This is a genomic window from Luteimonas sp. MC1782 (assembly GCF_014164605.1).
Classification (GTDB): domain Bacteria; phylum Pseudomonadota; class Gammaproteobacteria; order Xanthomonadales; family Xanthomonadaceae; genus Luteimonas.
Window position 1 is genome coordinate 2,012,974 of sequence record NZ_JACJFT010000001.1, and the last position, 16,278, is coordinate 2,029,251.

The following is a 16,278-nucleotide window of genomic DNA, read 5'->3' on the forward strand; positions in this document are numbered from 1 at the left end:
GACCGTCGTCGGTCGACAGCGCCGCCTCGAGGGGCCGCCTCGCTACAATCCAAGCCCGCGCCGGGTCCACACTCGGGTGGCATTCAGCTGCCCGTTGAGAAGCTACCGGGCTTCGTGCCCTTTGGCATGCCGCAACGCCCGGAGTTCCAGGCCGATGTCGTCCCCAGCGCCCCTGCCGTGCCCGACCACGCCCCCTGCGGTGCGCGCGGCCGGCGTGCGCCTGGTGCGCGGCGACCGGACCATCCTGTCGGGCATCGACCTGGTGGTGCCGCGCGGCAGCATCACTGCGGTGCTGGGCCCCTCGGGCAGCGGCAAGTCGACCCTGCTGGCCGCGCTCACCGGTGAACTGGTTCCGGCTGACGGCACGGTGGAAGTCCTGGGCCAGGCGGTGCCGCGCAAGCAGCGCGCGCTGCTGGAGCTGCGCAAGTCGATCGGCGTGCTGCTGCAGGGCAACGGCCTGCTTACCGACCTTACCGCCGCCGAGAACGTGGCGCTGCCGCTGCGCACGCACACGCGCCTGCCCAGGCCGGTGATCGACCGCTTGGTGCGCATGAAGCTGCATGCGGTGGGCCTGCGCGCCGCCGCCGACCTCTACCCGCGCGAGCTGTCCGGCGGCATGGCGCGGCGCGTGGCGCTGGCGCGCGCGCTGGCACTCGACCCGCCGCTGATGGTCTACGACGAGCCGCTGACCGGGCTGGACCCGATCGCCTCGGGCGTGATCATGAGTTTGATCGCGCGCCTCAACGCCAGCCTCGGCCTGACCAGCGTGATCGTGAGCCACCACGTGCACGAAACCCTGCCGATCGCCGACCAGGCGATCGTGATCGCCGACGGCCGCATCGTGTTCACCGGCACGCCGGCCGAGCTCGCGGCCAGCCACGACCCGCTGCTGCTGCAGTTCCTGCGCGGCGAACCGGACGGGCCGATCGCGTTCGATGCCGCGCCGGCGCGCACCGCCCGGCCGATGGAGGCGCACTGATGCCATTTGTCGAAGCCACGCGCTCGCTGGGCCGCGCCGGGCTGTTCTCGCTGTCGGTGCTGCGCGCATCGAAGCCCACCGCCGACTTCTTCGTCGAACTGACGCGCGAGATCTACAAGATCGGCGCGCGCAGCCTGCCGATCATCGCCGTCGGTGGCGCGTTCGTGGGCCTGTCGCTGACGCTCTTGGGCTACCGCGCGCTGGAGACCTACGGTGCAGCCAACCAGGTGAGCGTGCTGATCGGCCTGGGCCTGTACCGCGAGCTGGCGCCGGTGCTGACCGCGCTGCTGTTCGTGGGCCGTGCCGGGTCGTCGATCGCCGCGGAACTGGCGCTGATGCGCGCCACCGACCAGATCCAGGCGCTCGGCCTGATGGCCATCGACCCGATCGCCAAGGCGGTGGCGCCGCGCTTCTGGGCGGCGGTGATCGCGGTGCCGCTGCTCACCGCGTTCTTCGTGAGCCTGGCGCTGACCGCGAGCTGGTTCGAAGCGGTGCAGGTGCTGGGCATCGACAACGGCGGGTTCTGGCAGACGCTGCGCGACGCGGTCGATTTCCGCGACGATTTCCTGGTCGCATTCATGAAGTCCGCGGTATTCGGCGGCACGGCGGCGCTGGTCGCGGCCTACGTGGGCTTCCACGCCGAGCCGACCATCGAGGGCACGTCGCTCGCCACCACCCGCGCCGTCGTCAACGCCTCCTTGCTGGTCCTGATGTTCAACTTCGTCCTCTCCGCTCTGCTGTTCCGATGAACGCGAACGCCCGCTTTTCCGAGGTTTCACAATGAGTACTTCACGTGGTCCCCGCGTCGAATTCGCGGTTGGAGCGTTCCTGCTGCTGGCGATGGCGTCGCTGCTGGTGCTGGCGTTCGCCTCCACCAATGGCCGCTTCGGGCTGTCGCGCGACAGCTACGAACTGACCGCGCGCTTCACCAACCTCGGGCAGCTGCGGCCCAACGCCGCGGTCAAGATCGGCGGCGTGAGCATCGGCCGCGTGTCGGGCATCACCCTTGATCCGGTCAAGTTCGACTCCATCGTGACCATGGAAATCGACAGCCGCTACAACGAGATCCCGGTCGACACCTCGGCCGGCATCCTCACCGGCGGCCTGCTCGGTGACAGCTACGTCGGCATGCAGCCCGGCGGCGACATGGAAGTGTTCAAGCCCGGCGAGGAGCTGGTCTACACCCAGCCCGCCGTCGACCTGATGCAGATGGTCGGCAAGTACATGTTCAGCGGCGGCGGCGATGATGCCGCGACCGACGCGACCGCACCGCCCGACACCACCACCTCCCCGCCCCCCCCGGAGACGACCCCATGACGGTCCGCCAGATCCTGCTTCCCCTTGCCATCGCCGCCGCGCTTGTCGCAGCCGCGCCCTCCACCGCGTTCGCCCAGGCCGCCGCGAAGCCGGCCGCCACCGCGGCGCAGGGCTCGCCCAGCAAGCTCGTGCTCGACAACAGCACCCGCGTGCTGGCCACGCTGGAGTCGCGCCGCGCCGAGTTCACCGCCGACCGCGGCAAGCTGCAGCAGTTCATCACCGGCGAGTTCGACCAGATGTTCGACCGCGAATACGCGGCGCGCCAGGTGCTGGGCCGCCACGGGCGCGGCGCCGCCGATGCCGACGTCAAGGTGTTCGCCGATGCGCTGGCCGAGAACCTGATGCGCCGCTACGGCTCGTCGCTGCTCGACTTCAACACCCGCCTGCGGGTGCGCGTGAAGTCCGAGACCGCGCTGCCGCGCGGCGCCGGCGTGCGCGTGGCCAGCGAGATGCTGCGCGCGGGTGGCGAGCCGATCCCGGTCGACTACCTGATGCGCAACGTCGGCGGCACCTGGAAGGTGTTCGACGTGATGGTGGAAGGCGTGTCGTTCGTGCAGACCTTCCGCCAGCAGTTCGACACGCCGCTCAGCCGCAAGTCGATCCGCGACGTGGCCGCGGACCTGAGCGCCGGCCGCGTGCAGGCCGATGCCGGCACCAACTGACGCCGGCGTACGCCGCAACGGCGACGCGCTGGTGTTCACCGGTGCGTTGCTGCGTGCGCACGTGCCCGCGCTCTGGCAGGCGGCGCAACCGCTGCGTGCCGGCGCGCGGCGGCTGGACGTCGCCGGCGTGCAGCAGCTCGACAGCGCCGGCCTGGCGCTGCTGGCGGAGCTGGGCGCCAGCGATGGCACCGGCCTCGCCATCGACGGCATGCCCGCCGGCCTCGCCGAGCTGCGCGCCGCGTATCGTCTCGATGACCGGCTCGCGTTCGCGCGCTGACCTGTCCCCTTCCTGGACGCCGTGATGACTCTTACCCCGACCCGCCTGCGCACCGGTGCCGTCCTTCTCGCCGCGCTGGTCCTGGCCGGGTGCGCCGGCACCCCCTCGCGGGGCGTGTCCGAGCCCGCCCCCGGGCCGCTGGTCGAAGGCGTGCCGGCGCAGGCCTCCATGGCGGGCGATGGCATGCCGGATGCCACGGCGGCAGGACCGCTGCCCGAGGCGGACGTCGGAGTTGGCGGTGGCGACGCCGCCGCTGCCGTCCCGGGCATCGCCGCGCCTGCAGTGGACCAGCGCACCGACGCCGAAGTCGACTACGACGCCATCTGGGGTGCCGCGCCCTACGACCCGGTCGCCGACGACACCCTGCCCGCACCGGCCGAGTCGCCGCGGGCGCTCGATCCCTGGGAGCCGTGGAACCGCAAGGTGCACAGCTTCAACAACGTCGTCGACCGCACCATCGCCACGCCCCTGGCGCGCGCCTACGTGAAGGTGGTGCCGCGCCCGATGCGGCTCGGCGTGTCCAATTTCTTCAACAACCTCGGCCAGCCGTCGAGCGCGGTGAACGCGCTGCTGCAGGGCCGGCCGAAGCAGTCCGGGCAGTCGCTGGGCCGTTTCCTGGTCAACGCCACCCTCGGCGTCGGCGGCCTGTTCGACCCGGCCTCGCGCATGGGCATCCCCAACCGCAGCGAGGACTTCGGGCAAACGCTTGGCGTGTGGGGCTGGAAGAACTCGCGCTTCCTGGAGCTGCCGCTGTTCGGGCCGCGCACGGTGCGCGACGCGTTCGGGCTGGTCGGCGACGGCCCGCTGTCGCCGGTGCGCCAGGTGGGCGAGGACAGCGTGCGCGTGTTCCTGCAGGGCCTGCAACTGGTGGACGTGCGCACCCAGCTGTTCGCGCTCGACCGCCTGCGCGAGGGTGCCGACGACGAGTACGCGCTGGTGCGCGACGCCTGGATGCAGCGCCGCGACTACCAGATCCACGGTGACCGCATCCGCGAAGGCGACGACAGCGGTGACGGCCTGCCGGACTACCTGTTCGACGACAACGATGCCACGGTGCCGGTGGACGTGATGCCGATCGTGCCGGGCACGTCCACGCCGTAAACCGCGCCGGGCCGCACTCCGCGGGGCGCGGCTTGCGCCTCAGCCGACCGGGTCGTCGCCCGTCAGCGGGAATGCGTCGGCTTCCGTGCCGGGAAGGCTCTCCACGCCGCGCAACTTGCGTTCGATGGCGCGCGTGCGCACGCCAGCCTGCTTGATGCTGTTCTGCACCGTGTCCAGCTGGGTGGTGGCACGCTCCAGAACGCCGGCGAACTTGCCGAACTCGCCCTTCACCGCCGCCAGCAGCTGCCAGACCTCGCTGGAACGCTGCTCGATGGCCAACGTGCGGAAGCCCATCTGCAGGCTGTTGAGCAGCGCGGTGAAGGTGGTCGGCCCCGCGAGGACCACGCGATGCTCGCGCTGCAGGACATCGGTCAGCCCGGGGCGGCGGATGGTCTCGGCGTAGAGGCCCTCCGTGGGCAGGAACATGATCGCGAAGTCGGTCGTGTGCGGCGGCACCACGTACTTCTCGCAGATCGACTTGGCCTGGATGCGGATCGCGCGCTCCAGCTGCATGCCACTGGTGCGCACCGCCTCCACGTCGCCCTTTTCCTGCGCATCGAGCAGGCGCTCGTAATCCTCGCGCGGGAACTTGGCATCGATCGGCAACCACACCGGCGCGTCGTCGCCGCTGCGGCCAGGCAGGCGCACCGCGAAATCGACCGCTTCGTTGCCGCCGGGGCGCACGCGCACGCTCTTGGCGTACTGCTCGGCGGTGAGCGTCTGCTCGAGGATGTTCTCCAGCTGCACCTCACCCCAGCCGCCGCGATCCTTGACGTTGCTGAGCACCCGCTTGAGGTCGCCGACGCCGGTGGCCAGCTGCTGCATCTCGCCCAGCCCGCGCTGCACCTGCTCCAGGCGCTCGGAGACGATCTTGAACGACGCGTCCAGGCGGGTGTTGAGGGTGGACTGCAGCTTTTCGTCGACGGTGGCGCGCATCTGCTCGAGCTTGCCGGCGTTGTCGGCCTGCATGTCCTTGAGGCGCGCCTCCAGCGTGGCGCGCATCTCGCCGATGCGCAGTTCGTTGCGCTGGGTGAGGTCGGACAGCCGTTCGCCCACCACTTCGGCACCGCGCTGCTGCGCCTGCGCGCCTTCGGTGCGCGCCTTGCGTGCGTCTTCGGTCAGCGCCTCGCGCAGCACGTCGAGGCGCTGGTCGGTGCGCAGGGTGAATTCATCCAGCCGCTTGTCCATGCCGGTGGCCAGCGCCTGCAGCTGCAGGCCGAACGCGTCGATGCGCTGCATCTGCGCGCTGGACGCGCTGTCGAGGTGCTGCCGCAGCTCGCCGCGGCCATCGCGCTGCTCGTCGCGCAGCGCGCGCTCGAGCTGCTCCGCGTGGCGCCCGTCGGGACGCCGGAACAGCAGCACGCACAGCAACACCACGGCCAGCAGCAGCAGGCCGGCGATCAGGATCAGGAGCGTCATGGAGTCCATGACGACAGTGTAGTGGCTGCCGTCTCATGCGCAGCGACCACCGCCGCGTGCAGGAAAAAGCACCACGTGCCCGCCGGCGCGTTGCCGCGGCGACGGGCACGTGGCCAAACACGGCGCGCGTCAGAAGTCCCAGCGCGCCGACAGCGTCACCGGCACGGAGAACCGGCTGCCGGTGTCGTTGATGCTCGCCAGGCCAAGCCCGCCGATGGCGCTGTCGTCGTCCTTGAGGTCGGCGACATAGCGCACGCCGCTGGCGAGCGTGACGCTGAAGGTGTCGCTGACCGGCATGATCACGCCGACATCCAGCCCGCCGGTGGCGGCCCAGCCGGAGTCGTAGAACGGCGCATCGGCGATCGTGATCGCGGCATCCGGGATCTCGAACGTGGCGCGGATCTCGTCGGTGCGCGTGGCACCGAGGCGCGCGCCCACGAACGGACGCGCGCTGCCCGCCGTGCCGAAGTAATAGCGGTAGCCGAGCTCGGCCGAAAGCGCCTCGTAGGCGCCGAAGGTGCCGTACACCGGCAGTTCGGTCGCCAGCGCCGGCACGTAGGCGCCGCCGACCTGCACCGTGCCTTCGCCGGCGCGCGTCTGCCGCACCTGGCCGAAGATCTCGGAGCGGTCGTCGAACGCGTACGCGAACTCGACGCCGAACGTCGTGGCCAGGTCGTAGATGCGGTCGTGCCCGCGCGCGCCGATGCGCAGCTCCGCATCGACGCCCGCGAGGTCGGGATTCAGCGGGCCGAGGTCGGGGATGGCGGCCACCGCCCCGTCGTGGACATCGCCACTCAGCGGCACATCCGCGCCTCCGGACAGCGACATCGAGAAGCGGCCCGCCTCGGGGCCCGCGGCATGCGCCGAAGTTGCAAACAGGGCGGTGAAGGGGACGATCAACCAGCTGCGCATGGGGTGCTCCGGATCCGGGACTGGGGGAAGTCGCCGCGATACGTGGACACCAAGATGAGGCCCACGGCGCGGCCCGCACACGCTAGGTACGGACCGGTTAGACGTGGATGAAGCGCCGGGTTGTACAAACCCTGTGCAGGCGGTCAGTCCAGCACGCGGCAGAACACCGCCTTGAGGTAGCGCGATTCCTGCGCGTGCGCCATGAACGGATGGTCGGGGCCGGCGCCGGACACCTTGAGCACCTGCACGGTGCGGTTGGAGAAGTACGCCGCGCGCCGCAGCATGTCGAGGAACTGCTCCTCGCTCACCAGCCCCGTGCACGAGAACGTGGCCAGCAGTCCGCCCGGCTTCACCACGCCGAGCGCGAGCTTGTTCATGTCCAGGTATTTCTTGAGCGCCGGGATCACCTGTTCGCGGTCGCGGGTCATCTTGGCCGGGTCCAGGATCACCACGTCGTACTGGTCGCCGGCGTTGGCGGCATCGCGCAGCCATGGGAAGATGTCGGCCTGCACGAAGCGCGGGCGCACGTTGTTGAGGCGCGCGTTGCCCTTGGCGAGCTCGATCACGTCGGCGTCGATGTCCACGCCCACGACTTCCGCCGCGCCGCGCACCGCCGAATACACGGCGAAGCCGCCGGTGTTGCAGCACAGGTCGAGCACGCGCTTGCCGCTGACCTGGCGGCTCAGCCACTCGCGGTTGTCGCGCTGGTCGGCGAAGAAGCCGGTCTTGTGCGCGCCCGCGGGATCGGCGCGGAAGCGGATGCCGTGTTCGGTGATCAGCGCGGGCTCGGTGGTGCTGGTGCCGTGGAAGTCGAAGCTCTCCTGCTTCTGCACGTGCTCGTCGGCGGAGACGTGGAAGCGGCAGCCCGGGAACTGCGCGCGCAGCGCGTCCATGATCCATTCGCGGTGGCGGAACATGCCGGCGCTGAACAGTTCGATGACCAGCAGGTCCGCGTAGCGGTCCACGACCAAGCCGCTGAGGCCGTCACCCTCGCTGTGCACCACGCGCCAGGCGTCGCCGACCTCGTCCAGGCGCAGCACCTCGCTGCGCAACGCCACGGCCGCGGCGATCTTGCGCGCGAACCAGGCGGCGTCGACCGTGACATCCGGGTCGATCTCGAGGATGCGCACCGCGATCCGCGAGTGGCCGTTGTAGAAGCCGCGGCCGATCCACTCGCCGTCGACGTTGAGCACGTCGACGAGGGCGCCGGGCTTGGGGCGCGGGTTGGGCTTTTCGACCAGCTTCTGGAAGATCCACGGATGGCTGGACCGCCAGGCGTTGCGCAGGCGGACCACGGGCAGGGCGTCATTCATGGCGCGATTCTACCGGCTCGGGCCGCGCCGCTGCCGTTCGCGGGTACCGCGGCGAGCGGCCCGCAGCCCTTGCGTTGACCGCAGGTGCCGCCATTGATGCTGCATGTACCTCCCCGACACCGACCCGCCCGCCGACCCCGCCGCCCAGCGCCGCGCCGACTGGCGGCGCTTCAGCCGCGCTGCCTGGTGCAGCGTGGCCGCGGTGGTGGTGCTGGTGCTGATGGACCTGGTGCAGGGCATGCTGGCCACGCGCGCGTTCGCGGTATCGCCGGGCAGCATGGCGGGCCTGATGGGCCTGCTGACCGCGCCGCTGCTGCACGGCTCGCTCGAGCACCTGGTGGCCAACAGCCTGTCGATCCTGTTCCTCGGCACGCTGGCGGGCGGCGTGTATCCGCGCGCCACCCTGCGCGGGCTGCCGCTGATGTGGCTGGGCTCCGGCGTGGGTGCGTGGCTGCTGGGCGAGCCGGGCTCGTTCCACATCGGCGCCAGCGGCGTGACCCATGGCCTGATGTTCCTGGTGTTCGTGCTCGGCGTGCTGCGCCGCGACCGCGCGGCGATCGCCGCGACGATGATCGGCTTCCTGTTCTATGGCGGCATGCTGCTCACCGTGCTGCCGCGCGAGCCCGGCGTGTCATGGCAGTCGCATCTGGGCGGTGCGGTCGGCGGCGCGCTGGCGGCGTGGTTGTTCCGGCGGCTTGACCCGATGGCGCCGCGCAGACGCTACAGCTGGGAGATCGAAGAGGAGCTCGCCGCGGAAGCCGAGCGTGCGGAGCGCGAGCAGTTCGAGTTGCCGACCCCGCACGACGTGCCGGTACTGTGGCACCGCGACGGCCGTGCTGAGGACGACGCGCGCGGCAAGGTGCTGGAGTTTCCACGTCGCGAGCGTTGAGGTGCGGCGCCCGGCGGGACCGCGGCGACCATCGCCGTCCGCGGCTAGAATCGGCCGATGCGCACCACTGTCCGGATTTGCCTGCTGCTCGCAGCCCTGTTCGCCGGCCGCGCCATGGGGAACGACACGATGACCGCGATCGACGGCCACATGCAGCGCTACGCCGGCGACGCCCCGGGCGCCGCGCTGCTGGTGGTGCGCGACGGCGAGACGCTGGTGCGCCGCGGCTACGGGCTGGCCGACCTGGAGCAGGGCATCGCCATCACGCCGGCGACCCGCTTCCGGTTGGCCTCGGTGTCGAAGCAGTTCACCGCCACCGCGGTGCTGTTGCTGATCGACGACGGCGTGCTGCGGCTGGACGATCCGGTGCGCCGCTGGCTGCCGGCGCTGCCCGCGCATGCCGACGGCGTGACCCTGCACCACCTGCTCGCGCACACCGGCGGCCTGCCGGACTACGAAGACCTGATGGCGGCGGATTTCAGCGGCCAGGTGCACGATGCCGACGTGGTGTGCCTGCTGGCCAACGGCCTGCCCTGCGATGCGGCCGCCGGCACGCCACCGGCCGCGGCCATCGCCCCGTACTTCGCGCCCGGCAGCGCCTACCGCTACAGCAACACCGGCTACGCGCTGCTGGCGCAGGTGGTGGAAGAAGCGTCCGGCCGCCGCTACGCGGACTTCCTGCAGGCGCGGATCTTCGCCCCGCTGGGCATGGACGGCGCGGTGGCGTTCGAGGACGGCGTATCGCAGGTCGCGCACCGCGCCTACGGCCATAGCGCGGCGGCGGACGGCTGGCAGCGCACCGACCAGAGCACCACCAGCGCGGTGCTCGGCGACGGCGGCATCTACGCCTCCATCGACGATCTCACCGCATGGGCCGCGGCGCTCGACGATGGCCGCCTGCTGTCGCCGGCATCACGCGCACGCATGGTGTCGGCGCAGACCACCACGCCCACCGGCGAGCCCGACGTCGACGCCTACGGCTACGGCTGGCGCCTGCATGGCGACCTGCTGTGGCACTCCGGCGAGACCATCGGCTTCCGCAACGTGATCCTGCACTGGCCGCGGCAGCGGCTGACCGTGGTGCTGCTCAGCAACCGCAACGATCCGGAGCCCTATGCGACGGCGCGGGCGATTGCCGCGCTGTTCCTGGAGCCGTGACCACAGCGGGTGCCGCAGGCTAGGCTGGCGGCCTTCGCATCGCCGGACGCCCCCATGCCGTTCACCGCCCGCCGCATCGCGCCGGCCCTGCTCGCCGTCGCATTGACCGTCGCACTGCCCGCCTGCTCGCGTGACACCGCGCCGGCGGCATCGGGCCAGATTCCCGTACCCAGCGCCCCGCGCTCGACCGATCCGGCTGCCCACCGCATCGAGGCCGACGTGCGCGCGCTCGCCGACGACCGCATGCAGGGCCGCGAAACCGGCACGGCCGGCTTCGACCTGGCGGCCGACCACGTCGCCGGGCGCTTCGCCGCCATCGGCCTCGCGCCGGGCGGCGACGACGGCAGCTGGTTCCAGCGCGTGCCGCTGCTGCGCGGCACGATCGCCGCCGAGGGCGCGCGCCTCGAGGTGCACCGCAACGGCGAGGTGATCGCGCTGGCGTTCCAGGACGAGTTCCTGCCGATGGCCAACTTCAACCAGCCGCTGGCGGAAGTGGACGCGCCGGCGGTGTTCGTCGGCCAGGCGGTGCACGCGCCCGAACTCGGCCACGACGACTTTGCCGGCCTCGACCTGCGCGGCAAGGTGGCGATGATGTTCGGCGGCGCGCCGGCGGGTTTCGACGACACCCGCCGTGCCTTCCACGGCTCGCTGCAGGAAAAGCTGCGCGGCATTGCCGAGCGTGGCGCCGTGGGCGTGGTGCTGGTGGGCACCGCCGACGACGAAGTGCGCCTGCCCTGGGCACGCAGTGCTGCCGGCTGGGAGAAGCCCGCGCTGCGCCTGCGCGACGACGACGGCCGCGGCATCGACACCTGGCCGGGTCTCAAGGTGGTGGCGCGCGTCAGCGCCGCCGCCGCCGATGCCCTGTTCGCCGGCCACGACCGCAGCGCCGCGCAGCTGCTCGCCGATGCGCGCGCCGGCAGCCTGCGTAGCTTCGACCTGCCGGGCACGCTGTCGCTCGCCGTGCGCACCCGGGTGGAACCGATGCAGTCGCGCAACGTGGTCGGCCTGCTGCGCGGCGCGGATCCGGTGCTGGCCGACGAGTACGTGGTGCACACCGCACACCTCGACCACATCGGCGTCGGTGCCGAAGTCGACGGCGACACGATCCACAACGGCGCCATCGACAACGCGCTGGGCGTGGCGGTGATGCTGGAGGCGGCACGCGAACTGCAGGCGGGCGAAACAGCGCCGCGGCGCTCGCAGCTGTTCGTCGCCCTGACCGGCGAGGAGCAGGGCCTGCTCGGCTCGCAGTGGTTCGCGCAGCGCCCCACCGTGCCGCGCGGGTCGCTGGTGGCCAACATCAACATCGACATGCCGGTGCTGACCGCCCCGAGCCGCGACGTGGTGTCGATCGGCGTGCAGCACTCGTCGCTCAAGGCGGTGGTGGATGCGGCGGCGGCCGAGATCGGCGTGGCGGTGTCGTCGGATCCCTTCCCCGAAGAAGCCGTGTTCGTGCGCAGCGACCAGTTCTCGTTCGTGCGCGCCGGCATTCCGGCGGTGTACCTGGACGGTGGCGTGGAGCCGGTGGATACCGCGCGCGACCCGCGGGTGTCGTCCACCTGGTTCATGCGCAACTGCTACCACCGCCCCTGCGACGACGCGACGCTGCCGATCCACTACGACGATGCCGCCCGTCTCGCCCGCCTCTCCGCGCGCATCGCCTGGCAGATCGGCGCCGAGGACGCGCGTCCGCGCTGGAACGACGGCGACTTCTTCGGCGAGCGGTTTGCCGGTGCCAAGCCGCAGGTCGCGGTGCCGGGCGCGCGGGCGCGGTAAGCGCGCGCCTATTCGGGTGCGATGTCGTGGTGGATCCCGTTCACCGCGATCAGTGCGCGTCGAAGCGGTGTGGAGTACCTGGTCATGGCGACTCCTGGAGGTGCTTGAGCGCGTGGGCCTTCAGGCAGACACGGGACGGGACGGACGCCAGCCAAGCAGGCGTGCGGGCAGGAACAGGATCGCCTGCAGCAGCGCGAACAGCGCGGCGAACGTGATGCCCACCAGGCGGAACGGCAGCAGCACCAGCCACGCGAGCGGCCACAGCACCAGGGCCAGCAGCGCCAGGGGCCAGCACAGGACAAACAGCAGGCACCAGCCCAGCAGCACGATGAACGTCTTCATTTGATGCGCCCTCCAGCGTCACGCTCCACGCCCTCCTGGCGGACGGGATACGACTGCGTGCATTGACGGCCCGTGGAGCCGACATGTGACACCACGCGCCATCCTCGAATTCAGCTCCAGAGGCCAAACACCAGCCCGAACAGCAGGAACTGCACGGCGTGGTAGCCGCCGTCGATCAGCCAGAGTCTGAACGAGCGCTGCGCGAACTGGTTGTCTCATGCGCTCACGCCAAAGAGCGCGCCAACCGCTGCCGTCATGCCCATGGCCAGCGTGCCCCAGAAGGCGACACGCAGCACCGAAGCCGCCACTGGCGAACCGCCCGCACGCGCCGCCACGAGACCCAGCAGCGCGAGGAACAGCAGCGAACTGCCGGCCACTCCCCACATCACTCCGGCCTGCGGAAGCACGAGCACCATCAGCAGCGGCAGCGCCGCGCCCGCGGCGAAGGTTCCAGCCGAAGCCAGTGCGGCCTGGACTGGCTTCGCTGCCAGCGTATCCGAGATGCCGAGCTCGTCCCGGCCGTGGGCGCCAAGCGCGTCATGCGCGGTCAGGCGCGTGGCAACGCGCGTCGCCAACTCCCTGTCCAGCCCCCGCTGCATGTAGATCGACACCAGCTCCTCGTGCTCCTCTTCCGGGTTGGCCGCCAACTCCTTGCGCTCGCGGTCCAGGTCGGCGCGTTCGGTGTCCGCCTGCGAACTGACCGACACGTACTCGCCGGCGGCCATCGACATGGCACCGGCGACCAGGCCGGCAACACCCGCGACGAGAATCGCGCGTGTGCCTGCACCGGCGGCGGCCACACCGAGCACCAGGCTGGCGGTGGATACGATCCCGTCGTTCGCGCCAAGCACCGCCGCGCGAAGCCAGCCGGTCCGATGGGTGCGATGTCGTTCGCCATGTCTCATGTCCGCTCACCTGCAAGTGGAAAATCGCGCGTTGATGCCAATCCTGGCACGGGTTCGGGCCGGACACGGGCGCCGGTGTACGGGGACATGATGGTGTTACGCCTCACACCCTGCGCGTCCAGCAGCTCAAGTGTCCGCACATCACGCTCCCCAGCGAAGAAGCGCTCAAGCGCCATTGCAAAGACGTGCTCGGATGGATCAGCGACCGAGAACAGCGTAAGACACGACCGGAACTTCAGCGCATCGAGGTCGCCGAGCACGGCGCTCGCGCCCAAGGTGTGATGAGCCAGCATGGCTCGTGTCGCTTCTCGGAGCCGGTGCCCCAGAATCGGATCTGCAAGGTAAGCGCGAGCCTCGGCCAAGCCGGCCAAGCCATACACCTCGGAGTTCGAACTGCGCCCAAGCCCCCTGAGCTGGGGAAAGACGAACCAGATCCAGTGCGACCGTTTCCTGCCGGAGCACAGCTCCTGCAGTGCAGCGGCGTAGGAATGTTCCTGGGCATGCAGGAACCGAGCGAGGCGGAACTCATCGGACTTCACGCGAACTCCAGTAGGCCCAAACGCCTCCCACGCGTCGGCAAAGCGAACAGTTGCAACTCATAGCCTTGACTGGCGTGCCGTTCGGCTCGAATGAGTTGTCAGGTGCGGCGCTCCAGGAGCTCCTTGAGCACCACCGCTTCATTGTGCAATTGATCCTTGGCCGCGTACACAAGAGTGAGATCTCCTTGACGGGCGAGCGCTTGAAGCTCGGACCATGCTGGATTGATCTGCAACTCAGCGCGATACCTTCTCTTGAACTCGGACCATTTCTCCGGGTCATGCCCAAACCATTGGCGAAGCCCGGTCGATGGCGCGACCTCTTTGAGCCAGAGATCGATTTCAGCTTTGACCTTGGCCAGGCCTCGTGGCCAAAGACGATCTACGAGAATCCTCTCTCCATCGTTCTTGGCCGGAGATTCGTACGCTCGCTTCAACATGACGTTCACGACAAACCCCCATGCGGACCTAGCGCCTGAATCAAGCAGCGCCGCGAAGCGGCGTCGGCTCGAATGAATGGACAGGCGCCGCAGGTTAATTCAACCCTCGCTGGCGGCACTTGGCTCGCGAGACTTCCGCTTTGAATTCACAGAGAAGTACAAAAGCGAAATCACGGTGGGAATGATAAATCCCTTTAGATATGAGAGTGGGTGTCTGCCATCCAAAAAAAGAAATGGGAGGTCAAAGAAGAATGCCCAGTAGTGAGTCGCTACCAGCGCAGATATTGCAGCCCACATTCCATATAGAGCGAATCGGCTGTTCATGACCACGAAAACCAGGCTGACGACAATCATCACGCGAAGAATAGATTGCGTGTGCTCAAACAAGGGGTATGCATGTCCGCTCCCACCTCCGTACAAATCAGTGCCTGAGCCAAAGTACAAGTCGAAGAGAGTGTACGTGTGGTAGAAAACAAGAAGACCGGCCAGTGCGCAAATGACCATTCGCCGTACTGGAAAGTGTCTGCGGACGAGCTGAACTACGCGCATGATTGACGGATACCATAGAGCGTGAGTGCGAGGCGTGAGTTAACAAAGTAAGTGCAACACCCGCGACACCGCCACCCGCTGGCTCTCCCTGAGGATACGCCAGGCCGATGATGTCCTTGAACGTAAGGCCATGCAGCTCTTTGCGGCAGGGGCTCAGGTCTGCCTGTCCGCCGACAGTCTCGTTAAGGAACGGCTGGCCAGCGGGTGGCTTGGTGGTCAGGCAGCCCTTGGGCGATAGGACTATCAGCTTCGCCTAGGACAGCAGCAACCGGTCTTCCGCGGAGAGTGCCGCAATAACGGCTGCATGACTGCGTTCAAACGCAGCTTGAGAACTGCCATCAATTCTTGGGGCAGAGCCACACACGATGGGATGGCCAGCGACGCCAGAGCGATGAATCCAAAGTAGCCGAATGCGTTCATGTGCCGCCTAACACCTGAGGTAAGCCGTGCCGCGCAGTGAAGCGGACCAGGTGGCAAGCTTTACCTGCCGCCTGGGCCGCGTAACCAAGCGGGCTCGGCTTGAACGCATTGATAGGCGGCAGACTCGAGTTGCCAGCCAGGAAAGACCAGAACGGCTGGATGGCAATGCAGCGCCACAGCCAAGGTCTTTGCGCGTTCCACTCCAAGGTTGACGCGACCGTTCTCGATGCTGGAAATCGTCGTCTGCGGAATGCCGCAAAGCGAGGACAGCTGCGTCTGACTGAAACCTTGGAGCTCGCGGATAATGCGGACAGACTCGCCGGGAGTCACGTCCACGCGCTTTTTGGCAGGAATGTAGTTGCGCATATCAGCGTTTCCGGTAGTCATGAGGTTCTCTGCGGCGGCGCGCTTAACGCCGTGGTGGACAGCAAGAGCGAAGTTGCAAGAGCGATCCAGACTCGCACATTACCTCCCACGGGGAGCCCTAACGCCTGAATTAAGCCGCGCCGCGAAGCGGGTTCGGCTTGAATGAATTGTTAGCCCCCAGCCGCGGTGCGCAGACCACTCAGGGCGCTTGCCTTGAACTTGAGTTGCGGCACGGTCATTGCCGGTTGTGTGGTACGCCCAATGAAAAGGACCGCAGGGACACGCCTCTGCCACGAAGGTGAGTGCACCTCACCGTCATCGAATAGATTGTGCTCGAAGCTGGCCAAAAACCTCTTCTGACCCTTGCCGTTTGAGTGGGCGATGTCTCGAATGTCCCAAGGATAGCCCCAGAACAAGGCATCGTTGCGCGAGCTATCACGAATCACGGGATATACGCGAATAATGTGCTCGTACGTATCGCTAGGCAGAAGCGTGTAGAAACTGTACTCAATCCCGTCCTCGTAGCCGTATGCCACAAAGCGAATGGATGGACTGGAGTTCAACAACCACTCGTAGCACATGGCCGATTTATCCTCCGCCCGGCCGCAAAACCCCGCGTCACTGGAGACGGCAGCCATCTCAGATGAATCGGCCGGAGGTACAAATATCAATAACAGCAAGCCGAAGAACTTTCTCATGGGGGCTAACACCTAAGTTAAGCCGACCCGCGCAGTGGAGTGGACCAGGTGGCAAGCTTTACCTGCCGCCTGGGCCGCGTAACGAAGCGGGTGGGACTTCCTTCGATAAAGTGGACACCCGTTGGTTAGGCGCATCTGCGCTCGTAGTCGGCGGGTGCGGTGTAACCCAGCGCCGAGTGTAGGCGCTGGTGGTTGTAGAAGTCGACGTAGCCGCGGATG

At 68.5% G+C, this 16,278-nt stretch carries 18 protein-coding genes; 9 read left to right on the forward strand and 9 right to left on the reverse strand.

What is annotated here, in order from left to right:
• Positions 1–154 precede the first annotated feature (154 nt).
• Genes H5368_RS09355 through H5368_RS09380 form a run of 6 tightly spaced genes read left to right on the forward strand, consistent with a single transcriptional unit; the run spans position 155 to position 4,336 of the window.
• Positions 155–979, forward strand: a complete 825-nt coding sequence (locus H5368_RS09355; protein ID WP_182823563.1) for an ATP-binding cassette domain-containing protein — start codon at positions 155–157, stop codon at positions 977–979.
• Positions 979–1,728: an MlaE family lipid ABC transporter permease subunit gene (locus H5368_RS09360; protein WP_182823565.1), complete on the forward strand. Its 750-nt coding sequence runs from the start codon at positions 979–981 to the stop codon at positions 1,726–1,728. The genes H5368_RS09355 and H5368_RS09360 overlap by 1 nt, the downstream gene beginning before the upstream one ends.
• 31 nt (positions 1,729–1,759) lie before the next feature.
• Entirely contained in the window at positions 1,760–2,296 is a 537-nt protein-coding gene (mlaD, locus tag H5368_RS09365) for an outer membrane lipid asymmetry maintenance protein MlaD (protein WP_182823567.1), read from the forward strand.
• The gene (locus H5368_RS09370; RefSeq protein ID WP_182823569.1) at positions 2,293–2,958 is read left to right on the forward strand and encodes an ABC transporter substrate-binding protein; all 666 of its coding nucleotides are present in this window, start codon (positions 2,293–2,295) and stop codon (positions 2,956–2,958) included. Before mlaD ends, H5368_RS09370 begins: the two co-directional genes overlap by 4 nt.
• Complete coding sequence (locus tag H5368_RS09375; RefSeq protein ID WP_182823572.1) at positions 2,942–3,235, forward strand: STAS domain-containing protein; 294 nt, start codon at positions 2,942–2,944, stop codon at positions 3,233–3,235. Before H5368_RS09370 ends, H5368_RS09375 begins: the two co-directional genes overlap by 17 nt.
• A gap of 24 nt (positions 3,236–3,259) precedes the next feature.
• Entirely contained in the window at positions 3,260–4,336 is a 1,077-nt protein-coding gene (locus H5368_RS09380; RefSeq protein ID WP_182823573.1) for a VacJ family lipoprotein, read from the forward strand.
• A gap of 39 nt (positions 4,337–4,375) precedes the next feature.
• On the opposite strand, the gene rmuC is transcribed toward H5368_RS09380, so the two are convergent.
• The 3 genes from rmuC to H5368_RS09395 all read right to left on the reverse strand — a co-directional run bounded on the left by rmuC (position 4,376) and on the right by H5368_RS09395 (position 7,980).
• Positions 4,376–5,764, reverse strand: a complete 1,389-nt coding sequence (gene rmuC, locus H5368_RS09385; RefSeq protein WP_182823575.1) for a DNA recombination protein RmuC — start codon at positions 5,762–5,764, stop codon at positions 4,376–4,378.
• 120 nt (positions 5,765–5,884) lie between these two features.
• The gene (locus tag H5368_RS09390) at positions 5,885–6,667 is read right to left on the reverse strand and encodes a hypothetical protein (protein WP_182823577.1); all 783 of its coding nucleotides are present in this window, start codon (positions 6,665–6,667) and stop codon (positions 5,885–5,887) included.
• 143 nt (positions 6,668–6,810) lie between these two features.
• Positions 6,811–7,980, reverse strand: a complete 1,170-nt coding sequence (locus H5368_RS09395; RefSeq protein WP_182823579.1) for a class I SAM-dependent rRNA methyltransferase — start codon at positions 7,978–7,980, stop codon at positions 6,811–6,813.
• Between the two features lie 103 nt (positions 7,981–8,083).
• On the opposite strand from H5368_RS09395, the gene H5368_RS09400 reads away from it, so the two are divergent.
• The 3 genes from H5368_RS09400 (at position 8,084) to H5368_RS09410 (ending at position 11,803) form a co-directional block, all read left to right on the forward strand.
• Complete coding sequence (locus H5368_RS09400) at positions 8,084–8,869, forward strand: rhomboid family intramembrane serine protease (RefSeq protein WP_182823582.1); 786 nt, start codon at positions 8,084–8,086, stop codon at positions 8,867–8,869.
• A 114-nt stretch (positions 8,870–8,983) separates the two neighbouring features.
• Entirely contained in the window at positions 8,984–10,027 is a 1,044-nt protein-coding gene (locus H5368_RS09405; protein WP_255486501.1) for a serine hydrolase domain-containing protein, read from the forward strand.
• A gap of 54 nt (positions 10,028–10,081) precedes the next feature.
• Positions 10,082–11,803, forward strand: coding sequence for a M28 family metallopeptidase (locus H5368_RS09410; RefSeq protein ID WP_182823585.1), 1,722 nt, complete (start codon positions 10,082–10,084; stop codon positions 11,801–11,803).
• Positions 11,804–11,923: 120 nt separating this feature from the next.
• On the opposite strand, the gene H5368_RS09415 is transcribed toward H5368_RS09410, so the two are convergent.
• From H5368_RS09415 to H5368_RS09440, 6 genes are all read right to left on the reverse strand, one after another.
• Positions 11,924–12,145, reverse strand: coding sequence for a hypothetical protein (locus H5368_RS09415; protein ID WP_182823588.1), 222 nt, complete (start codon positions 12,143–12,145; stop codon positions 11,924–11,926).
• Positions 12,146–12,360: 215 nt separating this feature from the next.
• Positions 12,361–13,050, reverse strand: a complete 690-nt coding sequence (locus H5368_RS09420; protein WP_182823590.1) for a VIT family protein — start codon at positions 13,048–13,050, stop codon at positions 12,361–12,363.
• On the reverse strand, positions 13,047–13,589 hold the full coding sequence (locus H5368_RS09425) for a DUF1810 domain-containing protein (RefSeq protein ID WP_182823592.1): 543 nt from the start codon (positions 13,587–13,589) through the stop codon (positions 13,047–13,049). The genes H5368_RS09420 and H5368_RS09425 overlap by 4 nt, the downstream gene beginning before the upstream one ends.
• Before the next feature lie 98 nt (positions 13,590–13,687).
• Positions 13,688–14,026, reverse strand: coding sequence for a DUF488 domain-containing protein (locus H5368_RS09430; RefSeq protein WP_182823959.1), 339 nt, complete (start codon positions 14,024–14,026; stop codon positions 13,688–13,690).
• 1,029 nt (positions 14,027–15,055) lie between these two features.
• On the reverse strand, positions 15,056–15,361 hold the full coding sequence (locus H5368_RS09435; RefSeq protein ID WP_182823594.1) for a helix-turn-helix transcriptional regulator: 306 nt from the start codon (positions 15,359–15,361) through the stop codon (positions 15,056–15,058).
• A 170-nt stretch (positions 15,362–15,531) separates the two neighbouring features.
• Complete coding sequence (locus tag H5368_RS09440) at positions 15,532–16,059, reverse strand: hypothetical protein (protein WP_182823596.1); 528 nt, start codon at positions 16,057–16,059, stop codon at positions 15,532–15,534.
• Between the last annotated feature and the right edge of the window lie 219 nt (positions 16,060–16,278).

What these genes read in the sequence shown, in the direction of transcription:
- H5368_RS09355 (WP_182823563.1), top strand. Translation starts at nt 155, where the DNA reads ATGTCGTCCCCAGCGCCCCTGCCGTGCCCGACCACGCCCCCTGCGGTG.
- H5368_RS09360 (WP_182823565.1), top strand. Translation starts at nt 979, where the DNA reads ATGCCATTTGTCGAAGCCACGCGCTCGCTGGGCCGCGCCGGGCTGTTC.
- mlaD (WP_182823567.1), top strand. Translation starts at nt 1,760, where the DNA reads ATGAGTACTTCACGTGGTCCCCGCGTCGAATTCGCGGTTGGAGCGTTC.
- H5368_RS09370 (WP_182823569.1), top strand. Translation starts at nt 2,293, where the DNA reads ATGACGGTCCGCCAGATCCTGCTTCCCCTTGCCATCGCCGCCGCGCTT.
- H5368_RS09375 (WP_182823572.1), top strand. Translation starts at nt 2,942, where the DNA reads ATGCCGGCACCAACTGACGCCGGCGTACGCCGCAACGGCGACGCGCTG.
- H5368_RS09380 (WP_182823573.1), top strand. Translation starts at nt 3,260, where the DNA reads ATGACTCTTACCCCGACCCGCCTGCGCACCGGTGCCGTCCTTCTCGCC.
- rmuC (WP_182823575.1), bottom strand. Translation starts at nt 5,764, where the DNA reads ATGGACTCCATGACGCTCCTGATCCTGATCGCCGGCCTGCTGCTGCTG.
- H5368_RS09390 (WP_182823577.1), bottom strand. Translation starts at nt 6,667, where the DNA reads ATGCGCAGCTGGTTGATCGTCCCCTTCACCGCCCTGTTTGCAACTTCG.
- H5368_RS09395 (WP_182823579.1), bottom strand. Translation starts at nt 7,980, where the DNA reads ATGAATGACGCCCTGCCCGTGGTCCGCCTGCGCAACGCCTGGCGGTCC.
- H5368_RS09400 (WP_182823582.1), top strand. Translation starts at nt 8,084, where the DNA reads ATGTACCTCCCCGACACCGACCCGCCCGCCGACCCCGCCGCCCAGCGC.
- H5368_RS09405 (WP_255486501.1), top strand. Translation starts at nt 8,984, where the DNA reads ATGGGGAACGACACGATGACCGCGATCGACGGCCACATGCAGCGCTAC.
- H5368_RS09410 (WP_182823585.1), top strand. Translation starts at nt 10,082, where the DNA reads ATGCCGTTCACCGCCCGCCGCATCGCGCCGGCCCTGCTCGCCGTCGCA.
- H5368_RS09415 (WP_182823588.1), bottom strand. Translation starts at nt 12,145, where the DNA reads ATGAAGACGTTCATCGTGCTGCTGGGCTGGTGCCTGCTGTTTGTCCTG.
- H5368_RS09420 (WP_182823590.1), bottom strand. Translation starts at nt 13,050, where the DNA reads ATGAGACATGGCGAACGACATCGCACCCATCGGACCGGCTGGCTTCGC.
- H5368_RS09430 (WP_182823959.1), bottom strand. Translation starts at nt 14,026, where the DNA reads ATGTTGAAGCGAGCGTACGAATCTCCGGCCAAGAACGATGGAGAGAGG.
- H5368_RS09435 (WP_182823594.1), bottom strand. Translation starts at nt 15,361, where the DNA reads ATGCGCAACTACATTCCTGCCAAAAAGCGCGTGGACGTGACTCCCGGC.
- H5368_RS09440 (WP_182823596.1), bottom strand. Translation starts at nt 16,059, where the DNA reads ATGAGAAAGTTCTTCGGCTTGCTGTTATTGATATTTGTACCTCCGGCC.